Source organism: Pseudomonas sp. MH9.3, assembly GCF_034354675.1.
Lineage (GTDB): Bacteria > Pseudomonadota > Gammaproteobacteria > Pseudomonadales > Pseudomonadaceae > Aquipseudomonas.
In genome coordinates this window covers 3311389-3324844 of the sequence record NZ_CP133785.1, presented here as the reverse complement: position 1 = coordinate 3324844, position 13456 = coordinate 3311389, and the positions used below count along the sequence as shown (strand labels likewise).

At 63.1% G+C, this 13456-nt stretch carries 12 protein-coding genes; 5 read left to right on the top strand and 7 right to left on the bottom strand.

Annotated features, from left to right (window positions below; translation table 11 throughout):
* Window positions 1–51 precede the first annotated feature (51 nt).
* Genes RHM60_RS14715 through RHM60_RS14705 form a run of 3 tightly spaced genes read right to left on the bottom strand, consistent with a single transcriptional unit; the run spans window position 52 to window position 3692 of the window.
* On the bottom strand, window positions 52–1647 hold the full coding sequence (locus tag RHM60_RS14715; RefSeq protein WP_322212121.1) for a GMC family oxidoreductase: 1596 nt from the start codon (window positions 1645–1647) through the stop codon (window positions 52–54).
* 43 nt (window positions 1648–1690) lie between these two features.
* A complete protein-coding gene (locus RHM60_RS14710) occupies window positions 1691–2236 on the bottom strand; it encodes a twin-arginine translocation pathway signal protein (RefSeq protein WP_209985977.1) in 546 nt (181 codons plus the stop codon).
* Window positions 2237–2264: 28 nt separating this feature from the next.
* Window positions 2265–3692 carry a coniferyl aldehyde dehydrogenase gene (locus tag RHM60_RS14705; protein WP_322212120.1) on the bottom strand — a complete coding sequence of 476 codons (1428 nt, stop codon included), beginning with the start codon at window positions 3690–3692 and terminating at the stop codon, window positions 2265–2267.
* 145 nt (window positions 3693–3837) lie between these two features.
* Between RHM60_RS14705 and RHM60_RS14700 the strand changes: the two genes are divergently transcribed.
* Both RHM60_RS14700 and RHM60_RS14695 read left to right on the top strand, forming a co-directional pair.
* Window positions 3838–4509, top strand: a complete 672-nt coding sequence (locus RHM60_RS14700; protein WP_322212119.1) for a TetR/AcrR family transcriptional regulator — start codon at window positions 3838–3840, stop codon at window positions 4507–4509.
* 33 nt (window positions 4510–4542) lie between these two features.
* The gene (locus RHM60_RS14695) at window positions 4543–5397 is read left to right on the top strand and encodes a sulfurtransferase (protein WP_322212118.1); all 855 of its coding nucleotides are present in this window, start codon (window positions 4543–4545) and stop codon (window positions 5395–5397) included.
* 58 nt (window positions 5398–5455) lie between these two features.
* Here the strand turns inward: RHM60_RS14695 and RHM60_RS14690 are convergent, their stop codons facing one another.
* The 4 genes from RHM60_RS14690 to RHM60_RS14675 form a co-directional block, all read right to left on the bottom strand.
* Entirely contained in the window at window positions 5456–6451 is a 996-nt protein-coding gene (locus tag RHM60_RS14690; protein WP_322212117.1) for a hydrolase, read from the bottom strand.
* Window positions 6452–6682: 231 nt separating this feature from the next.
* Window positions 6683–7300 (bottom strand): 16S rRNA (guanine(966)-N(2))-methyltransferase RsmD, encoded by a 618-nt coding sequence (gene rsmD, locus RHM60_RS14685; RefSeq protein WP_322212116.1) that lies wholly within the window; start codon window positions 7298–7300, stop codon window positions 6683–6685.
* Window positions 7300–8784, bottom strand: coding sequence for a pitrilysin family protein (locus RHM60_RS14680; protein WP_322212115.1), 1485 nt, complete (start codon window positions 8782–8784; stop codon window positions 7300–7302). The genes rsmD and RHM60_RS14680 overlap by 1 nt, the downstream gene beginning before the upstream one ends.
* Entirely contained in the window at window positions 8777–10132 is a 1356-nt protein-coding gene (locus tag RHM60_RS14675; protein ID WP_209985953.1) for a M16 family metallopeptidase, read from the bottom strand. Before RHM60_RS14675 ends, RHM60_RS14680 begins: the two co-directional genes overlap by 8 nt.
* A gap of 232 nt (window positions 10133–10364) precedes the next feature.
* Between RHM60_RS14675 and ftsY the strand changes: the two genes are divergently transcribed.
* Genes ftsY through ftsX form a run of 3 tightly spaced genes read left to right on the top strand, consistent with a single transcriptional unit; the run spans window position 10365 to window position 13416 of the window.
* Window positions 10365–11729, top strand: a complete 1365-nt coding sequence (gene ftsY / locus RHM60_RS14670; protein ID WP_209985951.1) for a signal recognition particle-docking protein FtsY — start codon at window positions 10365–10367, stop codon at window positions 11727–11729.
* On the top strand, window positions 11726–12397 hold the full coding sequence (gene ftsE, locus RHM60_RS14665) for a cell division ATP-binding protein FtsE (RefSeq protein WP_003176700.1): 672 nt from the start codon (window positions 11726–11728) through the stop codon (window positions 12395–12397). The genes ftsY and ftsE overlap by 4 nt, the downstream gene beginning before the upstream one ends.
* Window positions 12394–13416, top strand: a complete 1023-nt coding sequence (gene ftsX, locus RHM60_RS14660) for a permease-like cell division protein FtsX (RefSeq protein WP_209985947.1) — start codon at window positions 12394–12396, stop codon at window positions 13414–13416. Before ftsE ends, ftsX begins: the two co-directional genes overlap by 4 nt.
* The last annotated feature ends 40 nt before the right edge of the window (window positions 13417–13456 follow it).

The window sequence follows — 13456 nt, the reverse complement described above, 5'->3', positions numbered from 1 at the left end:
CGGTCGGGAAAGTCAACTTATGTAGATACATGCCGCTGATCGGCGGTTTTTTCATGCCGTTTTCAGACGTTCGGCCAACGCCGTCGCCAGTTTGGCGCTTAAGCCGTACACCGATAATTGCGGGTTGGCGCCAATGCTGGTGGGGAACAGCGAGCCATCGTGGATCGACAGATTGCGCAACTGGTGATGGCGTCCAAGGCTGTCGGCCACCGCGTTTTTAGGGTCTTCGCCCATGGCACACCCGCCCATCACATGGGCGCTGCCCAGGGTGGTCCGGTGCAGTTCCAGGCTCAGTTCGTCAATCATGCGGCGGGCGTCGGCCAGGCTGTTCACATAGCGCGCGTCATGGTGCAGCGGCTTGACCGACCTGGCGCCCGCCGCGAACTGAATCTCGGCCATGCTGTGAAACGCGCGGCGCAGGCCGTCCCAGGCGTAGGGCGAGACCTGATAGTCGAGCACCGGCGTGCCATCACCGCGTAAACCGACGGTGCCTCCCGGGCTGTCGGGGTGAAACCCGTCGCGCAACAGCGCAAGCATGGCGTGGGTGTTGGGTAACTGGCCCATGTCCAGCGCGTTCGCGCTGCCGTAGCCGCCAAACAGCGTGCTGGCCAATCCGGGGTGCAGGGGCGGTGCTTCCAGTTTGTAGGACATTTTCCCGGTAACGCCGTCCTGCCATTGGAAATGGTCGGAATAAATCGACTGCGGCGCGCCGTAGAACGGGTTGATCACCTCATCAAATAGCCCCGCAGAGAAGTTCACCAGGTGCAGAAAGGTGCGCTTGCCGAGCCGCGAATGCGGGTCCGGCGCGTTGGAGCGCATCAGCAGCGCCGGGCTGTTGATGCCGCCGCCCGACAGCACGTAATGCCTGGCTTTCACCGTGATCCTGCGCCCGGTCGGCGCCACGCAACGCTCGTCCATGGCCACGCATTCCAGGCTGCTGATGGCATCGCCGCTGTAGTTGAACTGCTCGGCGCGAGCGAGGTAGAGCAGCTCGCCGCCTTGCTCCAGGGTGGAGGGAATGGTGGTCACCAGCATCGACTGCTTGGCATTCACCGGGCAGCCCATGCCGCAGTAGCCCAGGTTGAAACAACCACGCACGTTGCGCGGGATCACATGCCAGCTGTAGCCGAGTTTTTCACAGCCCTTGCGGATCACATCGTTGTTGGCGTTCGGCGGCAGTGCCCAGGGCGCAATGCCCAGGCGCTGCTCCATTTTTTCGAACCAGGGCGCCATCTCGCTGCTGCTGTGGCCCGTCACCGAGTATTCGCTGGCCCAGTGGGCGAGGGTGGCGTCCGGCGTGCGAAAGCTGGAGGTCCAATTGATCAGCGTGGTCCCGCCCACGGCCCGGCCTTGCAGGATGGTGATGGCGCCGTCCTTGCTCATGCGTCCGATGCCCTCCTGATACAGGTTGGCGTAGGCCTCGTCCTCCAGCAGCTTGAAGTCGCTGCTGGTCTTGAGTGGGCCTTCCTCGATCAGCAGCACCTTGTAGCCTGCGGCGCTGAGGATCTCGGCGGTGGTGCCGCCACCGGCGCCGCTGCCGATGATCGCGACGTCGGCTTCCAGGCTCAGGTCGCGGTCGAGGGCGGCGCCGTTGTGGGTTTTCCAGCCACGGGCCAGGCCGTCGCGGAACAGATCGGGTACGGGCATAGGTGGGCACTCTTGTTTTTGTTGTGCGAAATTGCGGTCACTGTCAGAGGTGAGGCGGGCCGGGGTAGCCGCAATGGGCCCAGGACGCCGGCCGGAAATACCAGGCCATGATCACCAGCTTGAGCAACGAGCCCTGGCCCATGCGCAGCAGGTTGAGGTAGCTGTTCTCCCAGCGCAGCAGGAAGTGACGGATCTGCTCGCTGCTGGCGTTTTCCCAACTGCCCCAGATGCCGGTCAGCGGGCCGCGGGTAATGCCCATGGCGAGGACGTCGAACAACTGCTGGGTGAGCTTGAACATCTCCGGCGACAGGTATTGCAGGCTGTAATCGAGCTTTTTGAGCGCGTCTTCAATCCCGGCGGCGACCTCCTGAACGCTGGCAACACCATCGAGCAACACCGGCATCACCGCCCGCAAAAATGGCAGGTCGCTGCTGCGCAGCATCGCAAAGCCGCTGGCCGGGGTGCTGGCGGAGCAGCCGCTGAGGCTGGCGCCTAGCCCGGCGGTAGCCAGGAAAGCACTGGCGCACAGGCCGATTTTCAGGATGCCGCGCCGTGACAGCGCGGGGGAATCAGTCAGGCTGGGGTTCATTGTTATTGTTGTCCCGTGGGTGGCGGAATCAGCGAACAAACAGCTTCTGAATCAGCTTCTGGATCGATTTGCCGTAGGGCGGGTAGATGAGTTTCGCCGCGTTCAGGCGTTGCTTGACCAACACACCCTTGGCTTTGCTGAAGGTGAGAAAGCCTTCGTGGCCGTGATAGTGGCCCATGCCCGATGGGCCGATGCCGCCAAACGGCAGGTCGTCCTGGGCCACGTGCAGCAGGGTGTCGTTCAGGCAGACGCCGCCCGAATGGGTTTCGTGCAGCACTCGGTCTTGTTCGCGCTTGTTGTAGCCGAAGTAATACAGCGCCAGCGGGCGAGGGCGTTGGTTGATGTAGGCAAAGGCCTGGTCGATGTCGCGATAGGGCACGACGGGCAATACCGGGCCGAAGATTTCGTCCTGCATCACCGTCATGTCGTCGCTGACATTCAGCAGCAGGCTGTGGGCCATGCGCCGTGCCTGGCTCTGGTCATACAGCGGGACCAGCGTGGCGCCCTTGTCGGTGGCGTCCTTTACATAGGCAGTGAGCCGCGCCAACTGTCGTTCGTTGATGATCGCGGTGTAGTCCGGGTTGTCGACCAGCGTCGGATAGAACCCGCGAACCGCCTTGCGGTAGGCCTCCACGAAAGCGTCCACGCGGTGTTCCGGCACCAGCACGTAGTCCGGCGCCACACAGGTTTGTCCGGCATTCAAGGCTTTGCCGAAAGCGATGCGCTCGGCGGCATCCTTGAGCGGCACATCGGCGGAGACAATCGCCGGCGACTTGCCGCCCAGCTCCAACGTGACTGGCGTGAGGTGCTCGGCGGCAGCGCGCATCACATGCTTGCCAATGCTGGTGGCGCCGGTGAACAGCAGGTGGTCGAAGCGCAGCCTGGAAAACGCCACGCCCACATCGGCTTCGCCCAGCACCACGCACACCAGGTCTTCGGGGAAGATCTTCGCCAGCAGCGTTTTGAGCAGCTCGCCGGTGGCGGGGGTGGACTCGCTGAGCTTCAACATCACCCGATTACCGGCCGCCAGCGCTCCGACCAGCGGGCCGATGGCCAGGTACAGCGGGTAATTCCAGGGCACGATCACCCCGACCACGCCGAGCGGTTGGTAGATGACTTTGGCTGACGCGGGCTGGAAGGCAATGCCTACGGCGCGGCGCGACGGTTTCATCCAGCCCTTGAGGTGTTTGCTGGCGTAGTGGATGCCATGCAGGCTGGGCATCAGCTCGGCGAACAGGGTTTCGTCTGCGCTGCGGTGGCTGAAATCCTCGCTGATCGCGCGGATCAACGCCTGGCGTTCATCGCTGAGCAATTCGCGCAAGGCCTTGAGCCATTGCTGGCGCTGCGCAGCAGGCGGCATCGGGTTGGCGGCGTAGGCGCGGCGCTGGGCGTCGAACAGCGGCTGAAGCTGGTCCAGCGCCTGGGAGTCCTGCAGGTAGGCAACAGTGGCAGACATGGTGCAGCCCCGATTGTTATTGGTCTGCCTGGATTTTTAGAGTCATTGCTCTAAATTGTCAAATAACATTGCAGCCCTATGCGGATTTATCCCGGCACGGTTAGGCCGTAAGATGCCCCATTCCGTGTATGGAAGCTGATCCCCCATGGCACCACGAGTAAAGACCAGCGAACGCATTGTGCACACCAGCCTGGAGCTTTTTAATCAGCAGGGCGAGCGCAGTGTCAGCACCAACCACATCGCCGCCCATATGGAAATTTCGCCGGGCAACCTGTACTACCACTTCCCCAACAAGCAGGCGATCATCGCCGTGCTGTTCCGCGAATACGAAGCGCTGGTGGACAGTTTCCTGCGCCCGCCCCAGGGCCGCGCGATGCGTGTGGAAGATAAGCGCTTTTACCTGCAGGCCGTGCTGGCCGGCATGTGGCGCTACCGTTTCCTGCACCGCGACCTCGAACACCTGCTGGAAAGCGACCCCGAAATGGCCACCGGCTACCGGCGATTTTCCCAGCGCTGCCTGACCCAGGGCGGGGCCATCTATCAGGGGTTTGTCGATGCCGGCATCCTCAATATGGACCCGATCCAGACCGAAGCCCTGACCCTCAACGCCTGGATCATCCTCACCTCTTGGGTGCGCTTTTTGTGCACCACCAACGAAAACGCCACCCATTTGAGTGCCGAAGCGATCAAGCGCGGGGTGTATCAGGTGCTGGTGCTGGAGGCGGGGTTTGTCACGCCCCAGGCCAAAGAAGCGGTGGATGGGCTGTTCAAGGAGTTTTACGTGCCGTTGAATCAGGCGCTGGATGAAGTGAAATAGGACCTTTCCCGAATCTGTTTACAGGAGTCTGTCATGCCGCTTGCCCAACTGATCAGCCCCCAGCACCTGGCCGAGCGCCAAACGCGTGGCGCGTTGGTAATCCTCGATTGCCGTTTTGCCCTGGAAGACCCGGATTACGGGCGTTGCAGCTATGCCGAAGGGCATATCGAAGGCGCGCAATATGCTGACCTTGAACGCCATCTCAGCGGCCCGGTGACCAAAGGCGTGACCGGGCGTCACCCACTGCCGCAGGCGCAGACCCTCGCTGAACAACTGCGCGCGTGGGGCATCAGTGCCGATACCGAGGTGGTGCTGTATGACGACGGCCCTGGCGCCTTTGCCGCCCGCGCCTGGTGGTTGCTGGTGTGGCTGGGCAAGCGGGACGGCGTGTTTATCCTGGACGGTGGCTTGAAGGCCTGGCATGCCGCCGGCTTCCCCTTGAGCCTGGACGCGCCGGTGATCGAGCCGGGCGACTTTACCGGCACGCCCGATCATGGCCTGGTGCTGGATGCCGAGCATCTGCAAAAACGCCTGGGCCAGCCGGGCCTGACCCTGATTGATGCGCGGGCCCCGGCGCGGTTTCGTGGCGACGTTGAGCCCATCGACCCGATTGCCGGGCACATTCCCGGGGCGCAGTGCGCGGCATTCAACGAGAACCTGGGCAGTGATGGGCGGTTTCTGCCGGTCGAGCAGCTCAAGCAGCGGTTTGCCGCGCAGTTGCAGGGGCGGTCGCCCAAGGAACTGGTGGCGTATTGCGGTTCCGGCGTCACCGCCTGCCATAACCTGTTCGCCCTGGGTTTGGCGGGTTACCAGTTGGGCCAGTTATATGCGGGGTCGTGGAGTGAGTGGATCACGGATCCCGCGCGGGCCATTGCCACGGGCGACTGAGCGGCCTGGCCTGTAAACGCAAGCAATTGTGGGAGGGAGCAAGCCCCCTCCCACATTTTTATTGCTGTTGTGTCAGCAGCCATTGGGGGATGCGGCGTTCGAGGTAATAGGTCGGGCGCTTGAGCGAACCGTCCACGAAGCCCACATGCCCGCCCTTGGCCAGCAATTCGAACTCGGTGCAATCCGATAACTCGCTGGCCTCGGGCAGGCTATGGGCAAACACGAACGGATCGTCCGCCGCCTGGATAATCAGGGTCGGCGTTCGGATACCGCCCAGGTAATAGCGACTCGACGCCTTGCGGTAGTAATCCTCGGCGCTGATGAAACCATGCAGCGGCGCAGTCACCCGTCCATCGAAGTCCCAGAACGTGCGCATCTTTTCCAGGGAACCAAGGGCTTCCAGGGTTTTCAGGCCGTCCGTGCGGCCATCCTGCGTGAAGCGGCTTTGCTTGACGCGGATATACGCCAGCATTTCGCGCATGAAGTGCTTCTGATAGACCCGCGAAAAACCCAGGCCGATGCGGTCGGCGCACTGGTCCAGGCGAAACGGCACCGACACCGCCGCGGCGCCTTGCAACCCTGACGCCGCGCCGGTTTCCCCCAGATGCTTGAGCAGCACATTGCCGCCCAGCGAATAGCCCACCGCGTACAGCGGCGCCAACGGCCGCTTGGCCTGCAGATGGGCAATCGCTGCCGCCAGATCCTCGCTGGCCCCGGAGTGATAGCTGCGCGCCAACAGGTTCGGCTCGCCGGAACAGCCGCGCCAGTTCAGCGCGGCACTGGCCCAGCCCTGGGCGGCGAGGACCTTTTGCAGGCCGGCGACGTAGGGCGAGTTGGACGAACCGGTGAGCCCGTGCAATACCAGCACCAGCGGTGCCTTGGCGTCGTGAGGTCCGTGCCAGTCAATATCGAGAAAATCACCGTCGTCCAGCCACAGGCGTTCGCGTTGGCGTTCGAGGTGCGTAGTGGGGCGCCACAGCGGTCCCCACAAGGTTTGCAGGTGGGGGTTGCCGAGGCCGAAAGCGGGTTTGAACAGGTCGGTGGAGGGAGTCATTGCACTCTCTTTGGCGTACAAGCCTGTTGTGGCGAGCAGGCTTACTGTGGCGAGCGGGCTTGCCCCGCGTTGGGCTGCGAAGCGGCCCCAAAACCTGCAACAGTGTTTTGACAGAATAACCGCGGTGTTAGTGACTGGGGCTGCTGCGCAGCCCAACGCGGGGCAAGCCCGCTCGCCACAACAGCCCGCTCGTCAGGGCACGCCCACCAGCCACAAACAGAAACCGCCGGCTCAGACCGCGCTATCGACCAAACGATGCCACAACGCGTAATACACCCGGCCGGACTTCTGCTCCCGGTGCAGGCGCCAACTGCCCGGCAGGCCGAGGGTGGACGGTGCGGTTTCACTCTCGGTGTAGATCCACGCATCCGGCGCCAGCCATTGGCGATCTTCGAGCAGCGTGCACACCGTCGGCAGCAGGTTCTGGTTGAACGGCGGGTCGAGGAACACCACGTCGTATGCGCTGGCCACCTGGGTTTCCAGGTAGCGCAGCGCATCGGCGGTCTGCACCTGGCCGTTGGTGCAGCGCAGGGTGCCCAGGTGTTCCTTGAGGCTGGAGACCGCCACGTTGCTCGCGTCCAGCGCCTGGGCCTGGGACGCGCCACGGGACAGCGCCTCCAGAAACAGCGCGCCGCTGCCGGCAAACGGGTCCAGCACCCTGGCGCCCGCGATGTACGGCGCAAGCCAGTTGAACAGGGTTTCACGCACGCGGTCAGGCGTCGGGCGCAGTCCCACGACGTCGGGGAAGCTCAGCTTGCGGCTGCCCCATTCACCGCCAATGATGCGCAGTTGACCCACACCGTTATGCACGTTGTGGACAGGCTTTTTCGGGCGAGATGAACTGGCCATTAGTGCTCCGGAACCCCGAGCGGCTGCTCGGCGGGTTTATCAGTGGGGGGCGGTAGTGGCTTTTGCGCAATCGTCGGGCCGGCGGTCACGATGACCATCTTGTCGGCGCTCAAGTGTTTGTTCATGGCCGCCTTGACCTGCTCTACGGTCAGGGCCTGGGATTGTTTCATGAAATCTTCCAGATAGCTCAGCGGCAGGTTGTAGAAACCCATAGCGCCCAGCTGGCCGACGATATCGAGGTTGCTCGCGGTGGACAGCGGGAAGCTGCCGGCCAGTTGGCGCTTGGCGTCATCGAGCTCCTTTTGCGTCGGGCCGGTCTTGAGGTAATCAGCCAGCACTTGCTCGACCAGGCGCAGGGTGCCGCCGCTCATTTCGGCGCGGGTCTGCAGGTTGATCATGAACGGACCGCGCACCTGCATCGGCGAGAAGCCCGAGTACACGCCGTAAGTGAGGCCGCGTTTCTCGCGTACTTCGCTCATCAGGCGAGTGCCAAAGCCACCGCCCCCAAGGATCTGGTTGCCCAGAGACAAGGCCGCGTAGTCCGGGTCGGCCCGGTCGATGCCCAATTGGGCGAACAGCAGGTGCGTCTGCTTGGACGGAAACTCGATATGGCTCAGGCCCGCCTTCGGTTCGGTCGGCTGGGCGATCTTCGCCAGCGCCGGGCCCTTGGGCAGCGAGGCAGACACCTTGGCGGTCATGGCCTCGGCTTCGGCACGGGTCATGTCGCCCACCACTGCAATCACTGCGTTGCCCGCCGCATAGGCCTTGGCATGGAACGCCTGCAATTGCGCCTGGCTGATCTTTGGCACGCTGTCGGCGTTGCCTTCGCTCGGATGCGCGTAAGGGTGGTCACCATACAGGCGCTTGAACAGCTCAAGACTCGCCAGTTTGGCGGGATTCTGCTTCTCGTATTCGAAGCCGGCGAGGATCTGGTTCTTGATCCGCGCCAGGGAATCGGCGGGGAAGGTCGGCTTGCCGATCACGTCGTCGAACAGCGCCAGCGCTGCATCGCGCTTGTCGCTGGCGCTCAGGCTGCGCAGGGACACCAGCGCCATGTCGCGGTAGGTGCCATTGCCAAAGCCGGCGCCCAGGCCTTCAAAACCGCTGGCGATCTGGCTGACGTCCTTGCCCGGCACGCCTTCGTTGAGCATGGCGTTGGTCATCAGCGCCAGGCCCGGCACGTCGCCGTCCTGGCTGCTGCCGGCGGCGAACAGGATGCGCATGTCGAACATCGGCAGCTCATGGGCTTCGACGAACAGCGCCTTGGCGCCTTCGGCGGTGGTCCAGCTTTGCACGTCCAGCTTGCGGTTGGTCGGCGCCTTGCCGTCCAGCTCGGCCAGCGACTGCAGCTTGTTGGCGGACTGGGCTTTTTCCAGCGCAGGGCTGGCCACCGATTCACTCGGGCGCAGGAAGTACACGGCAGTGGCCGCCATCAGGGTGACGGCGATCAGGCCGGGCAGGATCAGGCTTTTGCGATCACTCATGAGCGGTCTCCTCAGGCAGAACATGGGCGACGCTCAGACGTCCGCGGGTGAAATAGGTACGTGCAGCCTTCTGGATATCTTCCGGGGTCACGCTTTGCAGGTCGGCAAGCTCAGTGTCCATGAGCTGCCAGGACAGGCCCACGGTTTCCAGGGAACCAATGGCCGTGGCCTGGCTGGTGATGGAGTCACGCTGGTACACCAGGCCGGCGATGACCTGGGCGCGAATTCGCTCCAGCTCTTCGGCGGTCGGTGGCTTGGCTTTCAAGTCTTCCAGCAGCCGCCACAGGCCGGCTTCGGCTTGGGCAATGGTCTTTTTCTTCTGCTGGTTGGGCGTGGCCGACAGGATGAACAGGGTGTCGCCACGGCTGTAGGCGTCGTAGCGGGTGGAGGCGGCGGACACCAGCTCTTCACCACGCTCCAGTTGTTCCGAGATACGCGCGCTGTAGCCGCCGTCGAGCAGGGCCGAGATCAGGCGCAGGGCTTGCACGGAGCGCTTGTCTTCGGCAGTGGCAAGGCCAGGCACGTTAAAACCGAGGATCACGCTCGGCAGTTGGGTCTGCACGCGCAGGGTCAGCAGGCGCTCGCCGGGTTCAGCCAGCTCCAGCGGGATTTTGGCAGGTGGTACGTCACGCTTGGGGATCGGGCCGAAGTAGCGCTGGGCCAGGGTCTTCACCTCGTCCGGGGTCACGTCGCCGACCACCACCAGGGTGGCGTTGTTGGGCACGTACCAGGATTGGTACCAGTGGCGCAGCTCCTCGACCTTCATGCGGTCCAGGTCGGCCATCCAGCCGATGGTCGGCGTGTGGTAGCCGCTGGCCGGAAAAGCCATGGCCTTGAAGCGCTCGAAGGCCTTGGACATGGGGTTGTCGTCGGTGCGCAGGCGGCGTTCCTCCTTGATGACCTCGATCTCGCGGCTGAACTCGTCGGCCGGCAGGCGCAGGCTGGCCATGCGGTCGGCCTCCAGCTCGAAGGCGACGCCCAGGCGGTCGCGGGCCAGCACCTGGTAATACGCGGTGTAGTCATCGCTGGTGAACGCATTTTCTTCAGCGCCCAGGTCGCGCAGGATCAGCGAAGCTTCGCCCGGGCCCACTTTGGCACTGCCCTTGAACATCATGTGCTCCAGGGCGTGGGACAAACCTGTCTGGCCGGGGGTTTCGTAGCTCGAGCCAACCTTGTACCAGACCTGGGAAACCACCACCGGCGCGCGATGGTCTTCGCGCACGACCACTTTGAGGCCGTTGTCGAGGGTGAATTCATGGGTGGGTTGTGGATCGGCAGCCAAAGCTGAAAGAGGCAGACAAACTGTACCGAACAGCAGGCCTGCGGCGCGGCGGGCTAGAGCATTCATTCGTTTTTAAACCTGTTGGGCTACCCGCTTGGTCTTAGCGTCGGCGGGCGAGGAGGTGCTAGGATACTGGTCGGATTTGCGGACGGCCACTGCGGCGGTACCGTTAAGGCCCTATTTAGGCCTTACAAAATGTTGCGCATGAACGAGCTGGCTGAAAAACAGTCTGTTACGCATCGAATTTTATTTACCGACGTGCCCCCTGGCGCATCGCTACCTTGAGATAGCCGTCTCCATGTTTGGTTCCAACGACGACAAGAAGACCCCAGCTGCGGCTGGCGAGAAGAAAGGCCTGTTCGGCTGGCTGCGTAAGAAACCGCAGGATACCGTCGAACCGCAGCCGCAGGTTCACGCTGAACCGATCCCCGAACCTATAGTAGAAGCCGAGCCGGTTGCCCAGACGCCGGCGCCGGTGGTGTTGCCTATCGTTGAGCCGGTGTTGCAGCCGGTGGCCGAGGTGGCGCCGGAACCCGAGCCGGAACCCGAACCCGAGCCGTGGCCCGAACTGCCCGTGGCCGAAGAGCCCGTGGCGCTGGTTGAAGACGTGCTTGCTGAGCACGTTGCGCCGCCGATTCCCGTGGTGGCTGAACCGGTACCTGAGCCCGCGCCCGTCTTCGACGCCGCCGTGCCTGCAGTCATCGCGCCGGAACCCGTTGCCGTCGAAGCCGGCAAGACCGGCTTTTTCGCCCGCCTCAAGCAAGGCCTGAGCAAGACCAGCGCCAGCATCGGCGAAGGCATGGCCAGCCTGTTCCTGGGTCGCAAGACCATCGATGACGAACTGCTGGAAGACATCGAAACCCGTCTGCTCACCGCCGACGTGGGCGTTGAAGCCACAGCGGTAATCATCCAGAGCCTGACCCAGAAGGTCGCGCGCAAGCAACTTACCGACGCCGACGCGCTGTACAAGTCCTTGCAGGCCGAACTGGCCGCGATGCTCAAGCCCGTGGAAGCGCCGCTGGTGATCACCCCGAACAAACCGTTCGTGATCCTCGTGGTGGGCGTCAACGGCGCCGGCAAGACCACCACCATCGGCAAGCTGGCCAAAAAGCTGCAGCTCGAAGGCAAGAAAGTCATGTTGGCCGCTGGCGACACCTTCCGTGCCGCTGCGGTGGAGCAGTTGCAGGTGTGGGGCGAGCGCAACAAGATCCCGGTGATTGCCCAGCACACCGGCGCCGATTCCGCCTCGGTGATTTTCGACGCTGTGCAGGCCGCCAAGGCGCGCAATATCGACGTGTTGATCGCCGACACCGCCGGTCGCCTGCACACCAAAGACAACCTGATGGAAGAGCTGAAGAAGGTGCGCCGCGTGATCGGCAAGCTGGATGCCGACGCCCCCCATGAAGTGCTGCTGGTGCTCGACGCCGGGACCGGTCAGAACGCCATCAGCCAGGCCAAGCAATTCAATCAGACGGTGCAACTGACCGGCCTGGCCCTGACCAAGCTCGACGGCACGGCCAAGGGCGGTGTGATTTTTGCCCTGGCCAAGCAGTTCGGGTTGCCGATTCGTTATATCGGCGTCGGTGAGGGCATCGACGACCTGCGCACCTTTGAAGCCGAACCCTTTGTACAGGCACTGTTTGCCGAGCGGGAGCGTTCATGATTCGATTCGAGCAAGTCGGTAAACGCTATGCCAACGGGCATGTGGGCTTGCATGAGCTGAGCTTTCGGGTGCGGCGCGGCGAGTTTCTTTTCGTCACCGGTCACTCCGGTGCCGGTAAAAGTACGTTATTGCGTCTGCTGCTGGCCATGGAGCGCCCGACCACCGGCAAACTGCTGCTGGCCGGCCAGGACCTGGCCACCATCAGCAATGCGCAGATCCCGTTTCTGCGCCGCCAGATCGGCGTAGTGTTCCAGAATCACCAGTTGCTGTTCGATCGCACGGTGTTCAACAACGTTGCCCTGCCATTGCAGATTCTCGGGCTGTCCAAGGCCGAGATCATCAAACGCGTGGATTCGGCCCTGGAGCGTGTGGCGCTGTCGGACAAGACCGACCTGTACCCCGGTGACCTCTCCACCGGTCAGCAACAGCGCGTCGGCATCGCCCGCGCCATCGTGCACCGTCCGGCCCTGCTGCTGGCGGACGAACCTACCGGTAACCTCGACCCGCGCCTGGCGGCCGAGATCATGGGCGTGTTCGAAGACATCAACCGCCTGGGCACCAGCGTGCTGATCGCCAGCCACGACCTGGCGCTGATCGCGCGCATGCGCCACCGCATGCTTACGTTGCAGCGCGGTCGCCTGATTGGTGATGGGGAGGCAGGCGTATGAGTGCTACACGCAGTCCAAAAGTATCCGAACGCGTGGCGCCGAAACCGGCCGATCCGCAACCGAGCAAGAAAAAACGCGACGACGATGACGGCCCGGACTTCAGCACCCTGCTGCACGCCTGGATCGAAAGCCATCGCGCCAGCCTGCTCGACAGCTTGCGCCGGCTGGGCAAGCAGCCGGTTGGCAGCTTTTTTACCTGCCTGGTGATGGCCGTGGCCCTCAGCCTGCCGATGGGCTTGTCGCTGCTGCTCAATAACGTGGAGCGCCTGGGCGGTTCGTGGCAGCGTGCGGCGCAGATTTCGCTGTACCTGAATCTGGATGCCAGCACCCAGCAGGGTGAAGCGTTGCGCGATGAAATCAAGAATATGCCGGGCGTAGCGGATGCCGAGTACGTCAGCCGCGACCAGGCCCTTGAAGAATTCCAGCAGCAGTCCGGCCTGGGCGAGGCGCTCAAGGAGCTGCCGCAGAACCCGCTGCCGGGCGTGGTGCTGGTGACGCCCGATGAAGTCGACAAGCCGACCCTGGAGGCCCTGCGCCAGAAACTGGCGCAGATGCCCAAGGTGCAACAGGCGCAACTTGATCTGGTCTGGGTAGAGCGGCTGGCCGCGATTCTCAAGCTGGGTGACCGCTTTGTGTTCGGGTTGACGGTGTTGTTGGTGTCTGCATTACTTTTGGTGATAGGCAATACCATTCGTCTTCATATTGAAAACCGTCGCACCGAGATAGAAGTGATTAAACTGGTCGGCGGCACAGACAGCTATGTGCGTCGTCCTTTTCTGTACATGGGCGCGCTTTATGGCCTGGGTGCCGGGTTTTTGTCCTGGGGCGTGCTGGCTTTTGGCCTGGACTGGCTGAATGACGCGGTAACAGGGCTTGCCGGCTTGTACGGCAGTGATTTTGCCCTGGCCGGGGTGCCGGTGGCCGATGGTCTCTCGCTCTTGCTTGGCGCGGTATTGTTGGGTTATATCGGTGCCTGGATTGCCGTGGCGCGGCATTTACGTGAGCTGGCGCCCAAGTAGTTAATGCCGGATTAATGTGGTTTCGTTTCTATTGACCGTA